At 68.1% G+C, this 18,818-nt stretch carries 16 protein-coding genes; 8 read left to right on the forward strand and 8 right to left on the reverse strand.

Annotated elements, in window-relative coordinates; genetic code table 11:
- The first annotated feature begins 116 nt into the window (after window positions 1-116).
- Window positions 117-1,556: a CCA tRNA nucleotidyltransferase gene (locus ACSLTV_RS00955; RefSeq protein WP_435611449.1), complete on the forward strand. Its 1,440-nt coding sequence runs from the start codon at window positions 117-119 to the stop codon at window positions 1,554-1,556.
- 108 nt (window positions 1,557-1,664) lie between these two features.
- Here the strand turns inward: ACSLTV_RS00955 and ACSLTV_RS00960 are convergent, their stop codons facing one another.
- The 4 genes from ACSLTV_RS00960 to ACSLTV_RS00975 all read right to left on the reverse strand — a co-directional run bounded on the left by ACSLTV_RS00960 (window position 1,665) and on the right by ACSLTV_RS00975 (window position 5,436).
- On the reverse strand, window positions 1,665-2,135 hold the full coding sequence (locus ACSLTV_RS00960) for an LppU/SCO3897 family protein (RefSeq protein WP_435611450.1): 471 nt from the start codon (window positions 2,133-2,135) through the stop codon (window positions 1,665-1,667).
- Between the two features lie 127 nt (window positions 2,136-2,262).
- The gene (locus ACSLTV_RS00965) at window positions 2,263-3,531 is read right to left on the reverse strand and encodes an MFS transporter (protein WP_432136561.1); all 1,269 of its coding nucleotides are present in this window, start codon (window positions 3,529-3,531) and stop codon (window positions 2,263-2,265) included.
- Window positions 3,532-3,625: 94 nt separating this feature from the next.
- Window positions 3,626-4,708: an inositol-3-phosphate synthase gene (locus ACSLTV_RS00970; protein ID WP_432136562.1), complete on the reverse strand. Its 1,083-nt coding sequence runs from the start codon at window positions 4,706-4,708 to the stop codon at window positions 3,626-3,628.
- A gap of 44 nt (window positions 4,709-4,752) precedes the next feature.
- Window positions 4,753-5,436: a PadR family transcriptional regulator gene (locus tag ACSLTV_RS00975; RefSeq protein ID WP_432136563.1), complete on the reverse strand. Its 684-nt coding sequence runs from the start codon at window positions 5,434-5,436 to the stop codon at window positions 4,753-4,755.
- A 351-nt stretch (window positions 5,437-5,787) separates the two neighbouring features.
- Between ACSLTV_RS00975 and ACSLTV_RS00980 the strand changes: the two genes are divergently transcribed.
- Together ACSLTV_RS00980 and ACSLTV_RS00985 are read left to right on the forward strand one after the other, a co-directional pair.
- Complete coding sequence (locus tag ACSLTV_RS00980; protein ID WP_435611451.1) at window positions 5,788-8,451, forward strand: transglycosylase domain-containing protein; 2,664 nt, start codon at window positions 5,788-5,790, stop codon at window positions 8,449-8,451.
- A 148-nt stretch (window positions 8,452-8,599) separates the two neighbouring features.
- Window positions 8,600-10,126, forward strand: coding sequence for a glycosyltransferase family 87 protein (locus ACSLTV_RS00985; protein WP_432136565.1), 1,527 nt, complete (start codon window positions 8,600-8,602; stop codon window positions 10,124-10,126).
- A 100-nt stretch (window positions 10,127-10,226) separates the two neighbouring features.
- Here ACSLTV_RS00985 and ACSLTV_RS00990 read toward each other — a convergent pair whose 3' ends face one another.
- The 3 genes from ACSLTV_RS00990 to ACSLTV_RS01000 form a co-directional block, all read right to left on the reverse strand.
- Window positions 10,227-11,258: an alanine racemase gene (locus tag ACSLTV_RS00990; RefSeq protein ID WP_432136566.1), complete on the reverse strand. Its 1,032-nt coding sequence runs from the start codon at window positions 11,256-11,258 to the stop codon at window positions 10,227-10,229.
- An 82-nt stretch (window positions 11,259-11,340) separates the two neighbouring features.
- Window positions 11,341-12,462 (reverse strand): peptidoglycan bridge formation glycyltransferase FemX, encoded by a 1,122-nt coding sequence (gene femX, locus ACSLTV_RS00995; protein WP_432136567.1) that lies wholly within the window; start codon window positions 12,460-12,462, stop codon window positions 11,341-11,343.
- 194 nt (window positions 12,463-12,656) lie between these two features.
- A complete protein-coding gene (locus ACSLTV_RS01000; RefSeq protein ID WP_432136568.1) occupies window positions 12,657-12,971 on the reverse strand; it encodes a hypothetical protein in 315 nt (104 codons plus the stop codon).
- Window positions 12,972-13,257: 286 nt separating this feature from the next.
- Between ACSLTV_RS01000 and rpsF the strand changes: the two genes are divergently transcribed.
- The 4 genes from rpsF (at window position 13,258) to rplI (ending at window position 14,965) form a co-directional block, all read left to right on the forward strand.
- On the forward strand, window positions 13,258-13,548 hold the full coding sequence (gene rpsF, locus ACSLTV_RS01005; RefSeq protein WP_005482942.1) for a 30S ribosomal protein S6: 291 nt from the start codon (window positions 13,258-13,260) through the stop codon (window positions 13,546-13,548).
- A 73-nt stretch (window positions 13,549-13,621) separates the two neighbouring features.
- Window positions 13,622-14,206 (forward strand): single-stranded DNA-binding protein, encoded by a 585-nt coding sequence (locus ACSLTV_RS01010; RefSeq protein ID WP_432156557.1) that lies wholly within the window; start codon window positions 13,622-13,624, stop codon window positions 14,204-14,206.
- A 57-nt stretch (window positions 14,207-14,263) separates the two neighbouring features.
- Window positions 14,264-14,500, forward strand: a complete 237-nt coding sequence (gene rpsR / locus ACSLTV_RS01015) for a 30S ribosomal protein S18 (protein WP_003949403.1) — start codon at window positions 14,264-14,266, stop codon at window positions 14,498-14,500.
- A gap of 18 nt (window positions 14,501-14,518) precedes the next feature.
- On the forward strand, window positions 14,519-14,965 hold the full coding sequence (rplI, locus tag ACSLTV_RS01020) for a 50S ribosomal protein L9 (RefSeq protein ID WP_432136570.1): 447 nt from the start codon (window positions 14,519-14,521) through the stop codon (window positions 14,963-14,965).
- A gap of 129 nt (window positions 14,966-15,094) precedes the next feature.
- On the opposite strand, the gene ACSLTV_RS01025 is transcribed toward rplI, so the two are convergent.
- Complete coding sequence (locus ACSLTV_RS01025) at window positions 15,095-16,432, reverse strand: MATE family efflux transporter (RefSeq protein ID WP_432136571.1); 1,338 nt, start codon at window positions 16,430-16,432, stop codon at window positions 15,095-15,097.
- 460 nt (window positions 16,433-16,892) lie between these two features.
- Between ACSLTV_RS01025 and dnaB the strand changes: the two genes are divergently transcribed.
- Window positions 16,893-18,371, forward strand: coding sequence for a replicative DNA helicase (dnaB, locus tag ACSLTV_RS01030; protein WP_432156555.1), 1,479 nt, complete (start codon window positions 16,893-16,895; stop codon window positions 18,369-18,371).
- The last annotated feature ends 447 nt before the right edge of the window (window positions 18,372-18,818 follow it).

Raw genomic sequence — 18,818 nt, forward strand, 5'->3', positions numbered from 1 at the left:
CCGAGGGTAAGTGCCGCGGAGTGCTCCACAAGATCAGCGGACCGGCGGGGGCGTCCTCTATGTGTACCTATTAACGGGGCGCCCGCGACGTGCACGGCCACGTACCCTTTTCTGTTGTGCCGAACGCCAACGAAGACAACAGCGCCCTGAGCCAGGTGCAGCACCGCGCGGTCAACGAACTGCTGCGGGTCGCCCCTGTCGCCGACGACCTCGCCCGCCGCTTCCAGGAGGCCGGCTTCTCACTCGCCCTGGTCGGTGGCTCGGTCCGGGACGCGTTGCTCGGTCGGCTCGGCAACGACCTGGACTTCACCACCGACGCCCGGCCCGAGGACGTCCTGAAGATCGTGCGGCCGTGGGCCGATGCCCTGTGGGAAGTCGGCATCGCCTTCGGTACGGTCGGGGCGCAGAAGAGCGGCTACCAGATCGAGGTCACCACCTACCGGTCCGAGGCATACGACCGGACCTCCCGCAAGCCAGAGGTGTCCTACGGCGACTCCATCGAGGAGGACCTCGTCCGCCGTGACTTCACCGTGAACGCGATGGCGGTCGCCCTCCCCGAGAAGGAGTTCATCGACCCGTACGGCGGCCTCGGCGACCTCGCCTCCCGAGTGCTGCGCACCCCGGGCACACCCGAGGCGTCCTTCTCGGACGACCCGCTGCGGATGATGCGGGCCGCGCGGTTCGCCGCGCAGCTCGACTTCGAGGTGGCGCCCGAGGTCATCACGGCCATGGCCGAGATGGCCGGACGTATCGAGATCGTCTCCGCCGAACGGGTTCGGGACGAGCTGAACAAGCTGATCCTCTCCGCCAACCCGCGCAAGGGCCTGACCTTGCTGGTCGACACCGGGCTGGCCGCACACGTGCTCCCGGAGCTGCCCGCGCTGCGGCTGGAGCGGGACGAGCACCATCGCCACAAGGACGTCTACGACCACACTCTGATCGTCCTGGAGCAGGCCATCGCGCTGGAGGAGAACGGCCCCGACCTGACCCTCCGGCTGGCGGCGCTGCTGCATGACATCGGTAAGCCGCGTACCCGCCGTTTCGAGAAGGACGGACGGGTCTCGTTCCACCACCACGAGGTGGTCGGTGCGAAGATGACCAAGAAGCGGATGACCGCGCTGAAGTACTCCAACGAACTGGTCAAGGACGTCTCACGACTGGTGGAGCTGCACCTGCGGTTCCACGGCTACGGCACCGGCGAGTGGACGGACTCGGCCGTCCGCCGCTACGTCCGGGACGCCGGGCCCCTCCTCGACCGACTCCACAAGCTGACCCGCTCCGACTGCACGACCCGCAACAAGCGCAGGGCCGCCGCGCTCTCCCGGGCGTACGACGGTCTGGAGGAGCGGATCTCCCAGCTGCAGGAACAGGAAGAACTCGACGCCATCCGCCCGGATCTCGACGGCAACCAGATCATGGAGCTCCTCGGTGTCGGCCCCAGCCCTGTCATCGGCAAGGCGTACAAGCACATGCTGGAGCTGCGCCTGGAGCACGGCCCGATGGGGCACGACGCCGCGGTGGCGGCCCTCAAGGAGTGGTGGGCTCAGCAGGACTGAGGCGGGGCCGTGAGGTGAGCGGGGGTCACGTTTCACGTGAAACGCGACCCGCTGAACACGAATGAGGGCGATGTTTCACGTGAAACATCGCCCTCATTCGCTGGCTTCTTACTTCTTGTAGTCCTTCAGGCACAGCAGGAAGTCGGAGCTGCCACCGCTCTCGGTGTACGTGTACTCGAAGTCCTTGGCCTCGGCCTCGCACTTGGCGTTCGCCGCGATTTCGGTCGAGTAGCTGCCCTTGATCTTGGCGAGCACGACGTACTGGGCTTTGGTGGAGGTGCAGTCCACGACTTCCAGCTCGGGATTGGTCTGGCTGCTGTTGCCCTGGTGCATGCAGTCGCCGACCTTGGCGGTGTTGGCGTCGTCCCGGCTCGATATGAAGCCGTAGACGGCCGCACCGGCCACAGCGAGGACGATCACGACGGTCCTGATCAGCTTGAAGCTGATCTTGCGGCTGGGCTGCGGCGGAACGGGGGCGTGCGGAGCTGCGCCGTTCGGGGGGTACGGGGCCTGAGGCTGGCCGACGGGCGGCTGGCCCTGGGCGTACGGGTTCTGGCCCTGCGGCGTCGGAGTGGTCACGTGGGAAGCCCCCCTGGAGACATGCTGAATGGTGATGCGCGTGGCGCGAAATAAGACGCACGTAAAGTACCGGCCCCTTATGACATCCCTGTGCCGCACAGCGTGCTCTGTGGCGCCGATGTGACACTCACGTGCGCGCAAAACGGCTCATAGTCGCTGCAATCGCCGCGTAGATAACGGCAATTGTTATCACCAGTGCCTCGGAGCGGCCGTCCGGGGGGAGCATCAGGGCGGCCGCTCCGGCGGCGCCCACGAAGGCGACGTTGAAGAACACGTCGTAGAGCGAAAAGGTCCGGCCACGGAACTCGTCGACGACGGTGGCCTGGACGACGGTGTCCGTGGAGATCTTGGCGCCCTGGGTGACCAGCCCCAGGACGACGGCCAGGACCAGAGCCGGCTCCTTGGCGAAGGGCAGGGCCAGGGCGGGTTCGAGGAGGGCCGCCGAGGCGGAGCAGACGACGATCCAGCGGGCCGGTCCCAGCCGGCCGGCGGCCCACGGGGTCACGACGGCCGCCAGGAAGAAGCCCGCGCCGGAGAAGCCCACGGCCAGCCCCAGCAGCGCGAGCCCCTGATCCGGGTCGGAACGCGGCGACCAGGCGTACCGGCACAGCATCAGCACCATGACGGTGAGCGCGCCGTAGCAGAACCGCATCATCGTCATCGCGCCCAGGGCCCATGCCGTCGGCCGGCGCGGCGGCTCGGCGAGATGTCGTAGCGCCGCCGTCAGGCCGCGGGCAGTGCCCCGCAAGGCCGCAGAGAGCCGGGTCGGCACCAATGCGGGCTCGGGGCCGAGCAGTTCGCGGCCCATCCGCAGGGACGCCAGTGCGGAGCACAGGTACAGCGCGGCCCCGAGCAGGACCACGACGGCATCCGAGCCGGAGGTGACGATGCGTACGGCGAAGGCGAGGCCGCCGCCCGCGGTGGCGGCGAGCGTGCCGGCGGTCGGTGAGAGGGAGTTGGCCACCACGAGGCGCTCGGTGTCCACCACCCGGGGCAGAGCGGCCGACAACCCCGCGAGGACGAAGCGGTTGACGGCGGTGACGCACAGTGCCGAGACGTAGAAGAGCCAGTCAGGGACGTGAGCGACCATCAGCAGCGCCGTGGCCGTGGCCAGCAGGGCGCGTAGCACATTGCCGTAGAGAAACACCTGGCGGCGGCGCCAGCGGTCCAGCAGGACGCCGGCGAAGGGGCCGATCAGGGAGTACGGCAGCAGCAGCACCGCCATCGCGGAGGCGATCGCCCCGGCCGACGTCTGCTTCTCCGGGGAGAAGACGACGTACGTGGCGAGCGCGACCTGGTAGACGCCGTCCGCGCCCTGGGAGAGCAGCCGGACGGTCAGCAGGCGCCGGAAGTTCCGGAAGCGCAGCAGGACGCGCAGATCACGGACGACGGGCATGGGGCCCAGCCTCACATACGGGGAGAGTCCCCGGGCCGTTATGACCCGGGGACTCTTCTCGGCCCTGGCAGGAGCGGTTTCGCGAGGTCGGTGACTAGCGCTCGACTTCGCCGCGGATGAACTTCTCGACGTTCTCGCGGGCCTCGTCGTCGAAGTACTGGACCGGCGGGGACTTCATGAAGTAGCTGGACGCCGACAGGATCGGGCCGCCGATGCCGCGGTCCTTGGCGATCTTCGCGGCACGCAGGGCGTCGATGATGACGCCGGCGGAGTTCGGGGAGTCCCAGACCTCGAGCTTGTACTCCAGGTTCAGCGGGACGTCACCGAAGGCGCGGCCCTCGAGGCGGACGTAGGCCCACTTGCGGTCGTCGAGCCACGCCACGTAGTCCGACGGACCGATGTGGACGTTCTTCTCGCCCAGCTCGCGGTCGGGGATCTGGGAGGTGACGGCCTGCGTCTTGGAGATCTTCTTGGACTCCAGGCGCTCACGCTCGAGCATGTTCTTGAAGTCCATGTTGCCGCCGACGTTCAGCTGCATCGTGCGGTCCAGGATGACGCCGCGGTCCTCGAACAGCTTCGCCATGACGCGGTGCGTGATGGTGGCGCCGACCTGGGACTTGATGTCGTCACCGACGATCGGGACGCCCGCCTCGGTGAACTTGTCCGCCCACTCCTTGGTGCCCGCGATGAAGACCGGCAGGGCGTTGACGAAGGCGACCTTGGCGTCGATGGCGCACTGGGCGTAGAACTTCGCCGCGTCCTCGGAACCCACGGGCAGGTAGCAGACCAGCACGTCGACCTGCTTGTCCTTCAGGATCTGGACGACGTCGACCGGCGCCTCGGCGGACTCCTCGATCGTCTCGCGGTAGTACTTGCCGAGACCGTCGAGGGTGTGGCCGCGCTGAACCGTGACACCGGTGTTGGGCACGTCGCAGATCTTGATGGTGTTGTTCTCGGAGGCGCCGATCGCGTCCGCGAGGTCGAGGCCGACCTTCTTGGCGTCCACGTCGAACGCGGCGACGAACTCCACGTCCTTGACGTGGTAGTCGCCGAACTGGACGTGCATCAGGCCCGGGACCTTGGACGCCGGGTCGGCGTCCTTGTAGTACTCGACGCCCTGCACCAGCGATGCGGCGCAGTTGCCCACGCCGACGATGGCTACGCGAACCGAACCCATTCCGGTTGCTCCCTGTGTGTACGAGTGAGGCCCTGACTGGGCGCTCACGTGGCGGTGTCGTCGGGCGTATCCGTCCGGGGGGTGTCCCCGGAGCGGGGCAGGCCGCCCGTCGTTCCATCTGTGGTGTTCTGTTGAGCGGTCCCCCCGGAGGCGGAACCCCTCAGGTCCCGTCCGGCCCGCTCGCTCTCGATGAGCTCGTTCAGCCAGCGCACTTCGCGCTCCACGGACTCCATCCCGTGGCGCTGGAGCTCAAGCGTGTAGTCGTCGAGGCGTTCCCGGGTGCGGACCAGGGAGGCGCTCATCTTCTCCAGACGCTCCTCGAGCCGGCTGCGGCGGCCCTCCAGCACGCGCATGCGGACATCCCGGGAGGTCTGGCCGAAGAAGGCGAAGCGAGCGGCGAAGTGCTCGTCCTCGTACGCGTCGGGTCCGGTCTGGGAGAGGAGCTCCTCGAAGTGCTCCTTGCCCTCCGCCGTCAACCTGTAGACGATCTTGGCGCGCCGCCCGGTGAGGGGCGCGGCGAGCGCGTCCTCGGGTTCGCTGCCCGGCTCCTCTGTCAACCAGCCGTTGGCGACCAGCGTCTTGAGGCACGGGTAGAGCGTGCCGTAGCTGAAGGCGCGGAACACTCCCAGCGACGTGTTGAGTCGTTTGCGCAGCTCATAGCCGTGCATCGGAGATTCGCGGAGCAGGCCGAGTACGGCGAACTCAAGGATGCCGGACCGCCGGCTCATGATCGCCCCCTCTCCCTTATCTCGCGCTGATGTATCGACTCGATACATCAAGACGATAGAACGGCCTTCCGGATGGGACAAGGGGGAGGATCGTGAACGGGATCACATCACCGATTCGTTGGAAGCGAGTTGCCTGATTTGGGGTGAACTTCGGGGCTCGGCGGGTTTTGGCGGTGCGTAGTCTGTGCGCCATGCACACCACTGGGAACTGTGTGACGCCGGGGGGCGTCGATGTTCTCGGTGCCGTACGGGTGAATGCGGAACAGACCACATCCGTACATCGGGGGGACCGGAAACCAGCCGCTGTTTCCAGGCGCGCGCGGGTGCGCCTGCCCGAGGAGTAGTCGTTCGATGAGCGAGCACCGTCGCAAACCGCCGCAGCCGCAGGAAGGCGGACGTGCCGCGGCCCGACGCGGCCAGTCCGGCTCGTCCTCCGGCCGCCGTGCGGCACCGCGAGGCGCCACCGGTTCTCCTTCCGATTCCTATGGATCGGATCCCCACGGCCCGGGAGGCGGTCAGCAGCCGTACGGCGGTCGCGCCGAAGCCCGACGCGCGGCGCAGAGAGGCGCCGGGGGCCGGCGCAGGGCGGCCGAGCCCACAGGGGGGCGCCGGGGCGCCCCGGTCGGCCCCGGCCGTGGCCGCGGCCGTCAGACGCCGCCCAAGAAGCGTTTCATCGACTACCCCCGCTGGGGCAAGGACGGCTATCGCCGCTGGGTGCCGTCCTGGAAGCTCGTCTCGGCCCTGTTCCTCGGCTTCTTCGGCAGTCTCCTGGCCGCGGCGGGCATCGCCTACGCCATGGTCGGCGTGCCCAAGGTCGCCGATACGGCGACGGCGCAGAACAACGTCTACTACTGGGCCGACGAGAGCCAGATGGTCGCCACCGGTGGTGAGACCAACCGTCAGATCGTCGACCTGTCCCAGATCCCCGAGGCGATGCGCTGGGCGGTGATCTCACAGGAGAACAAGACCTTCTACACCGACAGCGGCATCGACCCCAAGGGCATCGCCCGAGCCTTCTACAACATGGCGCGGGGCGGACAGACGCAGGGTGGCTCGACCATCACCCAGCAGTACGTCAAGAACGCCATGCTGGCCGACCAGTCGCAGACGATCTCCCGCAAGGTCAAGGAGATCTTCGTATCCATAAAGGTGGGCGCGGAGGTCGACAAGAACGAGATCATGGCCGGCTACCTCAACTCCGCTTACTACGGGCGCAACGCCTACGGGATCCAGGCGGCCGCGCGGGCGTACTTCAACAAGGACGCCATCAAGCTGAACGAGGGCGAGTGCGCCTTCCTGGCGGCCATGCTCAAGGGAGCCACGTACTACGACCCGGCCGGGGCGCAGTCCATCGATCCCGCGGCCACGCCTGACGCCAACAAGAAGCGCGCCCTGACCCAGATGCAGGACACGCTCGACAAGATGGTCGAGTACGAGCACCTGGACGAAGCCGTACGGGCCAAGTACACGACGCTCCCCAAGGTGCAGAACCCGCGTTCCAACACCCGGCTGAGCGGTCAGATCGGCTACCTGGTCGACCTTGCCAACGCGTACCTGCTCAACAACACGGACATCACCGAGACGAGGCTGCGTCAGGGCGGTCTCTCCATCTACACGACCTTCGACAAGAAGAAGGTCGAGAAGCTGGAGAAGGTGGTGGCCGACGTCCGCAAGAAGAACATCAAGCCGGACGAGCGGCCCGAGGACACGCACGTGCAGTTCGGCGCGGCGTCGGTGGACCCGGCGACCGGCGCCATCCGGGCCATCTACGGCGGTGAGGACGCGACCAAGCACTTCACCGACAACGCCGACCAGACCGGCGCCCAGGTCGGTTCGACGTTCAAGCCGTTCGTGCTCGCCGCCGCCATGAGCTGGGGTGTCCGTGACCCCGACGGCGGGTCCTCGCAGGCCCAGGACGAGCGCACCATCGTCTCCCCGAAGAGCCTGTACAGCGGTAAGAACAAGCTCAAGATCAAGAACTACGACGGGACGATCTGGAAGAACGAGGAGGGCAAGGAGTGGTTGCAGCCGAACGACGGCAACGTCTCCCTCGGCTCGCCGCCGAAGTACAAGATCGACCTGCGTGAGGCCATGCGCGAGTCGGTGAACTCCGCCTTCGTGCAGCTCGGCATGGATGTCGGCCTGGACAAGGTGAAGGACGCCGCCGTCGCCGCGGGCCTGCGCGAGGACAGCCTGACGGGCACCAGCTTCCCGGCGTTCTCCATCGGCATCTCCGACCCGAGCGCGATCCGGATGGCGGGCGCGTACGCGACCTTCGCGGCCAGCGGCAAGCAGCGCGACCCGTACTCCGTGGACAGGGTCAAGAGCGAGACCGGCGTGATCTACGCCCACAAGACCGCCACCAAGGAGGCCTTCACCGCGAAGGTCGCCGACAACGTCACCGACGTGCTGAAGACGGTCGTCGACAGGGGCACGGGTACGACGGCCCGGCTGCCCGGCCGTGATGTGGCCGGCAAGACCGGTACCACCGACGAGAACCGGTCCGCCTGGTTCGTCGGCTACACCCCGCAGCTGTCCACCGCGGTCTCGATGTTCCGCTACGACGACGACGAGTCGAACAAGGACCGCAAGTTCCTCTCGATGTTCGGTACGGGCGGGCAGAAGAAGATCCACGGCGCCTCGTTCCCGGCCCAGATCTGGCACGACTACATGGCGGAGGCCCTGGAGGGCACGCCCAAGAAGTCGTTCCCGACGCCCGAGCCCATCGGCGAGGTCCTCAACGAGGAGCCGGAGCCCAGCCCGAGCCCCTCCCCCATCGAGTCCGAGGAAGCCTCCCCGTCCCCCTCCCCGTCGCCCAGCCGCCGGCCCGGCAAGCCCTCGCCGTCCCCGAGCGACACCTGCAGCGGCTTCAGCTGGAAGTGCGATCCCAGCATCGGAGGCACGGACGGGGGGCCGACCGACGGCACCACGGGTGATCCCACCGCCGATCCCTCGCCATCCGACTCGCCCACCGACGGAGGTGGCAGACCAGGCGGAGGCGGCATCTTCGGTTAGCGCCGCGCTTTCGGCCGGCGCCACGTCGCCCGACACGCGTGTTTCACGTGAAACATGTGGATGTTCCACGTGAAACAAGGGCCGCCACCCCACATCCGGGGTGGCGGCCCTCGGTGCTTTCCTAGGTCCGTACGGCAGGATGTGGGCCATGCCCAGCGCAGAATCGACGCAAGCGAGCATGCACGGTCCGGACCCGGTGCCGCCGACCAGGGATGACGAGGTCGCCCGGGCCGGCAGCGAGCTGATCGGCGGCCCCCTGGGCCGACGTGCCCTGCTGGGGGCGTCCTGGTGGACCCCCGTCCGGGTCATCGCGCTGGTGGCGATCGGCATGTTCGCCCTCGGCCTGGTCCAGAAGGCGCCCTGCTACACCAGCGGCTGGTTCTACGGCGCCAGTTCCCAGTACACCCACGCCTGCTACTCGGACATCCCTCACCTGTACCAGGGGCGCGGCTTCGCCGACGGACTCGTTCCCTACTTCGACAAGCTCCCCGGGGACATGGAGTACCTGGAGTACCCCGTGCTGACGGGGGTCTTCATGGAGGTGGCCGCCTGGCTCACCCCCGGCAGCGGAAGCATCCAGCACCAGGAGCGGTGGTACTGGATGGTCAACGCCGGGATGCTGATGGCGTGCGCGGCCGTCATCGCCGTATGCGTCAGCCGTACCCACGCCCGCCGCCCGTGGGACGGCCTGCTGCTCGCGCTGGCGCCCGCCTTCGCGCTCACCGCCACCGTCAACTGGGACCTGCTGGCGGTGGCCCTGACGGCCGCCGCCATGCTGATGTGGTCCCGGGGCCGCTCCCTCGCCTTCGGAGCGCTGCTGGGCCTCGCCACCGCCGCCAAGCTCTATCCGGTCTTCCTGCTCGGCCCACTGCTCCTGCTGTGCTGGCGCGCCGGCCGGTGGCGGGACTTCGGACGGGCCTTCGGCGGGGCCCTCGCGACCTGGCTGATGGTCAACGTGCCGGTCATGCTGTTCGCGTTCGACGGCTGGTCGAAGTTCTACACCTTCAGCCAGGAGCGCGGCGTCGACTTCGGCTCCTTCTGGCTGATCCTGGCGCAGAACTCCTCCGACCCGCTCACCACGGACTCGGTGAACACCCTCGCCTCGCTGCTCGTGGTGGTCTGCTTCCTCGGCATCGGCTGGCTGGCACTGGCCGCGCCCCGCCGCCCCCGCCTCGCGCAGCTGGTGTTCCTCATGGTCGCGGCCTTCATCGTGACCAACAAGGTCTACTCGCCGCAGTACGTGCTCTGGTTGGTGCCGCTGGCGGCGCTGGCCCGGCCCAAGTGGCGTGACTTCCTGGTCTGGCAGGCGTGCGAGGTGGTGTACTTCCTCGGCATCTGGATGTATCTCGCGTACACGACCAGCGGGGACGCCCACAGGGGACTGCCGACCGACGGCTACCACTGGGCCATCGGCGTGCACCTGGCCGGGACGCTGTACCTGTGCGCGGTGGTCGTACGGGACATCCTGCTGCCGGAACACGACGTGGTGCGCCAGGCCGGAGACGACGACCCGTCGGGCGGCGTCCTGGACGGAGCGGAGGACGTCTTCGCGCTGGCCCCCGCGCACCGCCCGGACCCGCTCCCGGCGTCGTACGCGGGCCCCCAGGTGGAGTGGGGCCGCGCGGAGGCGTCCGAGGGGCGTTCTGAGCCCTCCGCCGGACCAGAGGGCGGCTGATCCCCAGGAGAGACTTCGAAGGCACGAGAAAGGCCGTACACGGGCTTCCGTGTACGGCCTTCGCCGTCGCGGGCGGTGGCTCGGCACCGCCTCGCTGCGTTCAGCGGTCCACGAGCCGGTCGAACTGAGTGGTCGTGTGCCGCAGATGTGCCACCAGCTCGTCGCCGACCTGCGGTTCGGGGGCGTCGTCGGGGACGAAGAGGATCGACACCTGCATGTGCGGCGGCTCTGCGAACCACCGCTGCTTGCCGCCCCAGACGAAGGGCGAAAGATTCCGGTTGACGGTGGCCAGACCGGCCCGGGCGACGCCCTTGGCGCGCGGCATGACCCCGTGCAGCGCCTTGGGGGCCTCCAGACCCACCCCGTGCGAGGTACCGCCCGCCACGACCACCAGGTAGCCGTCGGAGGCGGCCTTCTGCTGGCGGTAGCCGAAGCGGTCGCCCTTGGCGACGCGGGTGACGTCCAGGACCGCGCCGCGGTACTCGGTGGCCTCGTGGTCGCCCAGCCACAGCCGGGTGCCGATCCGGGCGCGGAAGCGGGTCTGTGGGAACTGCTGCTGCAGGCGGTGCAGTTCCTCCGCCTTGAGGTGGCTGACGAACATCGTGTGCAGCGGCAGCCGGGCGGCGCGCAGCCGGTCCATCCAGCCGATGACCTCCTCGACGGCGTCCGAGCCGTCGGTCCGGTCCAGCGGCAGATGGATCGCGAAGCCCTCGAGGCGGACGTTCTCGATGGCGGCGTGCAACTGCGCGAGATCCTGCTCACTGACGCCGTGGCGCTTCATCGAGGACATCACCTCGATGACCACGCGTGCGCCCACCAGGCCGTACACGCCGTCCACGGACGACACCGAGCGGATGACGCGGTCGGGCAGCGGCACGGGCTCCTCGCCACGCCGGTACGGCGTCAGCACCAGCAGGTCACCGCTGAAGAAGTCCTTGGTCCGCGCGGCCTCGTACGTGGTGCCGACCGCCAGGACGTCCGAGCCCAGCCGGGTGGCCTCCTCCGCCAGCCGTTCGTGCCCGAAGCCGTAGCCGTTGCCCTTGCAGACGGGAACCAGGCCCGGGAACTGCTCCTGCACGTGCTTGTGGTGCGCCCGCCAGCGCGCGGAGTCGACGTAGAGCGTGAGCGCCATGGCCGGACCTCGAACCTTTCTGGTCTTAGCGGTCTATGTGGGGTGAGCGGATTCTGAGGGGGTGTCAACCGATTGTGACGGCTCAGCGACGCGACATGTAGATGTCGAGCGCCTTGTGCAGCAGCTTGTTCAGCGGGAAGTCCCACTCACCGAGGTACTCCGCCGCCTGGCCGCCGGTGCCGACCTTGAACTGGATCAGGCCGAAGAGGTGGTCGCTCTCGTCCAGCGAGTCGGAGATGCCGCGCAGGTCGTAGACCGTCGCGCCGAGCGCGTACGCGTCGCGCAGCATCCGCCACTGCATGGCGTTCGACGGCCGGAACTCGCGGCCGATGTTGTCGGAGGCGCCGTAGGAGTACCAGACGTGCCCGCCGACGATGAGCATGGTCGCCGCCGACAGGTTCACGCCGTTGTGGCGGGCGAAGTACAGCCGCATCCGGTTGGGGTCCTCGGTGTTGAGGGCCGTCCACATGCGCTGGAAGTAGGAGAGCGGGCGAGGACGGAAGTGGTCGCGCACCGCGGTGATCTCGTACAGCCGCTGCCACTCCTCCAGGTCGTGATAACCGCCCTGGACGACCTCGACACCGGCCTTCTCGGCCTTCTTGATGTTGCGCCGCCACAGCTGGTTGAAGTTCTTGTGCACCTCTTCCAGGGAGCGGTTGGCCAGCGGCACCTGGAACACGTAGCGGGGCTGCACGTCACCGAAGCCGGCGCCGCCGTCCTCGCCCTGCTGCCAGCCCATCCGGCGCAGCTTGTCGGCCACCTCGAAGGCACGAGGCTCGATGAAGTCCGCCTCGATGTCGCGCAGCCGCTTCACGTCCGGGTTCTGGATGCCCTGCTTGATGGAGGACGCCTCCCAGCGGCGGATGATCACCGGCGGGCCCATCTTCACCGAGAAGGCGCCCTGCTGCTTGAGGTGCGCCAGCATCGGCTCCAGCCAGTCCGTCAGGTTCGGCGCGAACCAGTTGATGACCGGGCCTTCGGGCAGATAGGCGAGGTAGCGCTTGATCTTGGGCAGCTGCCGGTAGAGGACCAGGCCCGCGCCGACCATCTCGCCGGTGCGCCCGTCGAACCAGCCGAGGCTCTCGGAGCGCCATTCCGCCTTGACGTCAGCCCAGGCCGGAACCTGCATGTGGCTCGCCGACGGCAGGCTCTGGATGTACGCCAGATGCTGCTCGCGGCTGATCGTCCTCAGGGTCAGGCTCATGTCGGGGCGCTCCTCGGGCTGGTGTGTCCCCATGGGTACAGGGGCTCCGGCTCTCGCGCCGAAGCCTACTGCGCCCGGGGGCGCGCACCGACTGGGCGCACGCCACCTTCACCCCGGCCGTCCCTGTGGCCGGGGTGTGGCGCGGTGTCGTGCGGACACCGGGACGCGAGAGCCGGCGTCCCGGTGTCCGGGTGTCAGAAGAGGCCGCCGAACAGGCCGCCGTGCGCCATGCCGAGGAAGAAGCCGACGCCGCTGGCGCCGAGGCCCAGGATCAGCCCGAAGCGCTCGCGGGTGGTCTCGGAGACCCACTGCCCGTAGGCGCCGGTGAGGATCCCCAGCAGACCGGTCCACGAACTCACCAGATGGAGGCTGTGGAACATCGCCGTGACGAACGACACCACGCCGAGCACCAGGGTCACCGCGAGCAGTGTGTCCTGGAGGGGGTGGCGTCTGCCGTCGGTGGCGAAGAGGGAGCCGACTCCGGTGTTGGGTCGCAATGCCTGTGCCATGGGGCACCTCCTGCGGAAGGCGGCGCATCGTAGCGCCATACACACCCGACGTGTCCAGATTGACGGTGAGGGCGGGCGGATTTCAACCGGAAGCGGGTGTCCGGGTAGTCTGTACCGTCTGCACCGGTGTCTGCCCAGGCCCAGCCAGGGAGTCCGCCCAGCTCAGAGCGGGGTCGTCGAGAGACGACCCCGATTGTCAGTGGCGGCCGATACCGTTGCGTACGCATCACAACCCTCCTGCCACGGAACGACCGTGGCCGCTGAGTCCAAAGGAGGTGGGTTCCACATGCGTCACTACGAGGTGATGGTCATCCTCGACCCCGATCTGGAGGAGCGCGCCGTCGCCCCCCTGATCGAGAACTTCCTCTCCGTCGTCCGTGAGGGCAACGGCAAGGTCGAGAAGGTCGACACCTGGGGCCGTCGTCGTCTCTCGTACGAGATCAAGAAGAAGCCCGAGGGCATCTACTCGGTCATCGACCTGCAGGCCGAGCCTGCGGTCGTCAAGGAGCTCGACCGCCAGATGAACCTGAACGAGTCGGTCCTCCGGACCAAGGTCCTCCGCCCCGAGACCCACTGAGCCCGCTGCTCAGCTGATCTCGGGATTCGAGTAGCACCACCAGCAGCCCGCAAACCCGCCGAGAGGTTCCCCCATGGCAGGCGAGACCGTCATCACGGTCATCGGCAATCTTGTCGACGACCCCGAGCTGCGCTTCACCCCCTCCGGTGCGGCGGTCGCGAAGTTCCGTGTCGCGTCCACCCCCCGCACCTTCGACCGTCAGACCAACGAGTGGAAGGACGGCGAGAGCCTCTTCCTGACCTGCTCGGTCTGGCGTCAGGCGGCGGAGAACGTCGCCGAGTCGCTTCAGCGAGGCATGCGCGTCATCGTGCAGGGCCGACTGAAGCAGCGGTCCTACGAGGACCGTGAGGGCGTCAAGCGCACGGTCTATGAACTGGACGTCGAGGAAGTCGGCCCCAGCCTGCGCAACGCCACGGCCAAGGTCACCAAGACCACCGGCCGCGGTGCTCAGGGTGGTGGCGGCGGCTTCGGCGGTGGCCAGCAGGGTGGTGGCGGCGGCTGGGGCGGCGGCCCCGGCGGCGGCCAGCAGGGCGGCGCTCCCGCCGACGACCCCTGGGCGACCGGCGCTCCCGCCGGTGGCCAGCAGGGCGGCGGCTGGGGCGGCGGCTCCGGCGGCTCCGGCGGCGGTGGCGGCTACTCGGACGAGCCCCCCTTCTAGGTCTTCGGACCGAGGGTGGGCCGTATCCCCACTTCTTGATCACACAGGAGAATCACCATGGCGAAGCCGCCTGTGCGCAAGCCGAAGAAGAAGGTCTGCGCTTTCTGCAAGGACAAGGTCACGTACGTGGACTACAAGGACACGAACATGCTGCGGAAGTTCATTTCCGACCGCGGCAAGATCCGTGCCCGCCGCGTGACCGGCAACTGCACGCAGCACCAGCGTGACGTCGCCACGGCTGTCAAGAACAGCCGTGAGATGGCGCTGCTGCCCTACACCTCCACCGCGCGCTAAGGGAAGGGTGACCGAATCATGAAGATCATCCTCACCCACGAGGTCTCCGGCCTCGGTGCCGCGGGCGACGTCGTGGACGTCAAGGACGGTTACGCTCGCAACTACCTGATCCCGCGGAAGTTCGCTATCCGCTGGACCAAGGGTGGCGAGAAGGACGTCGAGCAGATCCGTCGCGCTCGCAAGATCCACGAGATCCAGACCATCGAGCAGGCCAACCAGATCAAGGGTCAGCTCGAGGGTGTGAAGGTCCGTCTGGCCGTCCGCTCCGGCGACGCCGGTCGTCTCTTCGGTTCCGTCACCCCGGCCGACATCGCCTCGGCGATCAAGGCCGCCGGTGGTCCCGAGGTCGACAAGCGCCGCATCGAGCTGGGTTCGCCCATCAAGACGCTGGGCGCCCACGAGACGTCCGTGCGTCTGCACCCCGAGGTTGCCGCCAAGGTCAACATCGAGGTCATCGCGGCCTGAGTGCCGCGGCTCGCTTGAGCAGTGAGGGGTCGTGCCTTTCGGGGTACGGCCCCTTTCGCATGCCCCGGGCAACGAGAGCCCGGGGCCCGGGTGGCTTCATGCGGAGCGGGGGTGTTTCACGTGAAACGGTCATCGGGTCGCCCCGGTGACGGCCCAGCGGCCGGATCGACCCCGCAGCCACAGAGTCCCCATCCGTACCGCCATCATCAGCGTCATAGCCGCCCAGAGGGCAGTGAGTCCGCCGCCCAGCACAGGCACCAGCAGGGCTACCGGGGCGAAGACCGCCAGGGTGAGCAGCATGGCCCAGGCGAGATACGGTCCGTCTCCCGCACCCATCAGTACGCCGTCGAGAACGAAGACGATTCCGGAGACGGGCTGGGAGAGGGCCACAATCACCAAGGCGGGCAGGGCGGCGTCGCGCACCGCGGAGTCGTCGGTGAACAGGGACAGGAACAACGGGCGGGTGACCATCACCAGCACGCCGAGGGCCACACCGACCGCGGCGCCCCACTGCACCATGCGGCGGCAGACCGCCTGGGCGCCTGCCGCGTCGCCGGCGCCCAGATAGCGACCGATGATGGCCTGTCCGGCGATGGCGATGGCGTCGAGCGCGAAGGCCAGCAGACTCCACAGGGACAGGATGATCTGGTGGGCCGCGACGTCCGCGTCCCCGAGGCGGGCGGCGACGCCTGTGGCGATCATCAGGATGGCCCGCAGCGAGAGGGTACGGATCAGCAGCGGTGTGCCGGCCTGCGCCGAGGCTCGTATTCCTGCGGCGTCGGGTCGCAGGGAGGCACCGTGCCGACGCGCGCCCCGGACGACGACCGCCAGATAGACCGCGGCCATCCCGCACTGGGCGATGACGGTGCCCCAGGCGGAGCCTGCGATGCCGAGCCCGGCGCCGTAGACGAGTACGGCGTTCAGCGCGCCGTTCGCGACGAAGCCGGCGACTGCGACGTACAGCGGTGTCCTGGTGTTCTGCAGTCCGCGTAGGACACCGGTGGAGGCGAGGACGACGAGCATGGCCGGAATGCCGAGAGAGGAGACGCGCAGATAGGTGGCCGCGTAGGGGGCGGCGGTCTCGGAGGCGCCGAAGAGCTCGACGAGCGCCGGTGCCGTGGGCAGGACGGCGGCGATCACGACGGAACCTAGGAGAAGGGCCAGCCAGATGCCGTCCATGCCCTGTCGGATGGCGGCGGAGAGGTCACCGGCTCCGACCCGGCGGGCGACGGCCGCCGTGGTGGCGTAGGCGAGGAAGACGAAGACGCTGACGGCCGTGGCGAGCAGGGCGGAGGCGACGCCGAGGCCGGCGAGTTGGGCGGTGCCGAGGTGGCCGACGATGGCGCTGTCGGCCATGACGAAGAGGGGTTCCGCGACGAGTGCGCCGAACGCCGGTACGGCGAGCGCGACGATCTCCCGGTCGTGCTCGCGCCGGGTGGCTCTGGGGGGCGCGGGGGCCTGTGTCATGGGCATCAATCTAATCGTCCACAGGTAAGAGATGCAAAACTGGATTGCCCCTTACTGTGGCGGTTGCTCTGTGTCACTTCGCGCACCGTTCGAAGCGATCCGGGTCCGACTGGGCAAGTTTTTCTTCTGCACAGCCAGTGGATGGGAAGTGTGCAGGTCAGGGCCGTGACGGCGCGGAGGGCGAGGTCTTGTTCACAGGGCTGTCCACCGGCTCGTGCACAGGTTTTCGGGAGTTCTCCACAGCATCCGGCCCGTCGTCCACATGGCCTGTGGATAACCAGATTGGCTGACGTCCTCGCCGGGCCTACCGTGGTCCGGCGCCCGTTCCGTTTCCCGCTGGGGAAACCCGCACAAATCCGACGCGCCAGAACCGGAGCCAGGGCCTCTCAGTTGTCAGTGCCGTGCCGTAGAAATGACGGGCACGGCGAGGTCCGCTCGGCGGACGGGAGGAGGTCGCTCGGTGAGCATGTCCGAGCCCTTGGACGACCCGTGGGCCGACAGCGGTCCGAGTGATCGTCTGCCCTCTTTCCGCCGGCGCGGGGACGGCGGCCGCAGCCGGGACGAGCAGCACGAGCGCGGCCGGGAGGCCGCCGAGTGGGACGGCGGGGGCACGCCCTTCGAGCGGGTCCCGCCGCAGGACCTCGATGCCGAGCAGTCCGTCCTCGGCGGCATGCTCCTGTCCAAGGACGCCATCGCGGACGTCGTCGAGATCCTCAAGGGCCACGACTTCTACAAGCCCGCCCACGAGACGATCTACCAGGCCATCCTCGACGTCTACGCCAAGGGTGAGCCGGCCGACCCGATCACGATCGCCGCCGAGCTGACCAAGCGCGGTGAGATCAACAAGGTGGGCGGTGCCTCCTATCTGCACACCCTTGTGCAGACGGTGCCGACGGCGGCCAACGCCGAGTACTACGCCGAGATCGTGCACGAGCGCGCGGTGCTGCGCCGTCTGGTGGAGGCCGGTACTCGTATCACCCAGATGGGATACGCGGCCGACGACGACATCGACGAGATCGTCAACCGCGCCCAGGCGGAGATCTACGCCGTCACCGAGCAGCGCACCAGTGAGGACTACCTGCCGCTCGGCGACATCATGGAGGGCGCGCTCGACGAGATCGAGGCGATCGGCTCGCGCAGTGGTGAGATGACCGGTGTGCCCACGGGGTTCACCGATCTCGACGCGCTCACCAACGGTCTGCACCCTGGTCAGATGATCGTCATCGCGGCCCGTCCCGCGATGGGCAAGTCGACACTGGCGCTGGACTTCGCCCGGGCCGCGTCGATCAAGCACAACCTGCCGAGCGTCATCTTCTCCCTCGAAATGGGCCGCAACGAGATCGCGATGCGTCTACTGTCCGCCGAGGCCCGCGTCGCGCTGCACCACATGCGGTCCGGCACCATGACCGACGAGGACTGGACGCGCCTCGCCCGCCGGATGCCCGAGGTGTCCTCGGCGCCGCTCTACATCGACGACTCCCCGAACCTGTCGATGATGGAGATCCGCGCGAAGTGCCGTCGGCTGAAGCAGCGCAACGACATCAAGCTGGTGATCATCGACTATCTGCAGCTGATGCAGTCCGGCGGTGCCAAGCGTTCCGAGAGCCGTCAGCAGGAGGTCTCGGACATGTCCCGTAACCTCAAGCTCCTGGCCAAGGAACTGGAGGTGCCGGTGATCGCGCTCTCCCAGCTCAACCGCGGTCCCGAGCAGCGCACGGACAAGAAGCCGATGGTGTCCGACCTGCGTGAGTCCGGTTCCATCGAGCAGGACGCCGACATGGTGATCCTGCTCCATCGTGAGGACGCCTACGAGAAGGAGTCCCCTCGCGCCGGGGAGGCGGACATCATCGTCGGCAAGCACCGAAACGGCCCGACAGCCACCATCACCGTCGCCTTCCAGGGCCACTATTCACGCTTCGTGGACATGGCTCAGACCTGATCAGGTGCGCTGTAGGGTCTCAAATCCAGCTTCATGATCTCAGCGCTGCTGCATATGGATGGCATTTATGCAGCCATCATGAGACTCGCAGCTCGGAGCGTTCACTCTGGGTGGCGTAGGGCGCGACCTCTCCGTGCGGGGAGCGAACGCTGACACCGTGCGGTGGACGTCGCTGCGACGGTGAGTATCCGTCATCAACGTGGTGCTCTCGTAGAGGACCAAGACTGGCGTACGGTGCCTGCCGATCTCCTGCAGTCGGCTTGGCTCCAGTCGCGACTCGTGGATCACGTGATCCCGCATCGTCGCCGACCAGTAAGTGCCGGAGTAGTGCTTCTGGCTCTTGTGCCAGCGGAACGTCCGCCACGGAGGCGGACCGCTGCTGGTCAGAGCCGAACGCGGCCGGCCCATGACGCTGACTCCCTTGGGGAGGAGGGTGCTCAGGGCTAT

Source organism: Streptomyces sp. bgisy159 (genome assembly GCF_965341775.1).
Classification (GTDB): Bacteria; Actinomycetota; Actinomycetes; order Streptomycetales; family Streptomycetaceae; genus Streptomyces.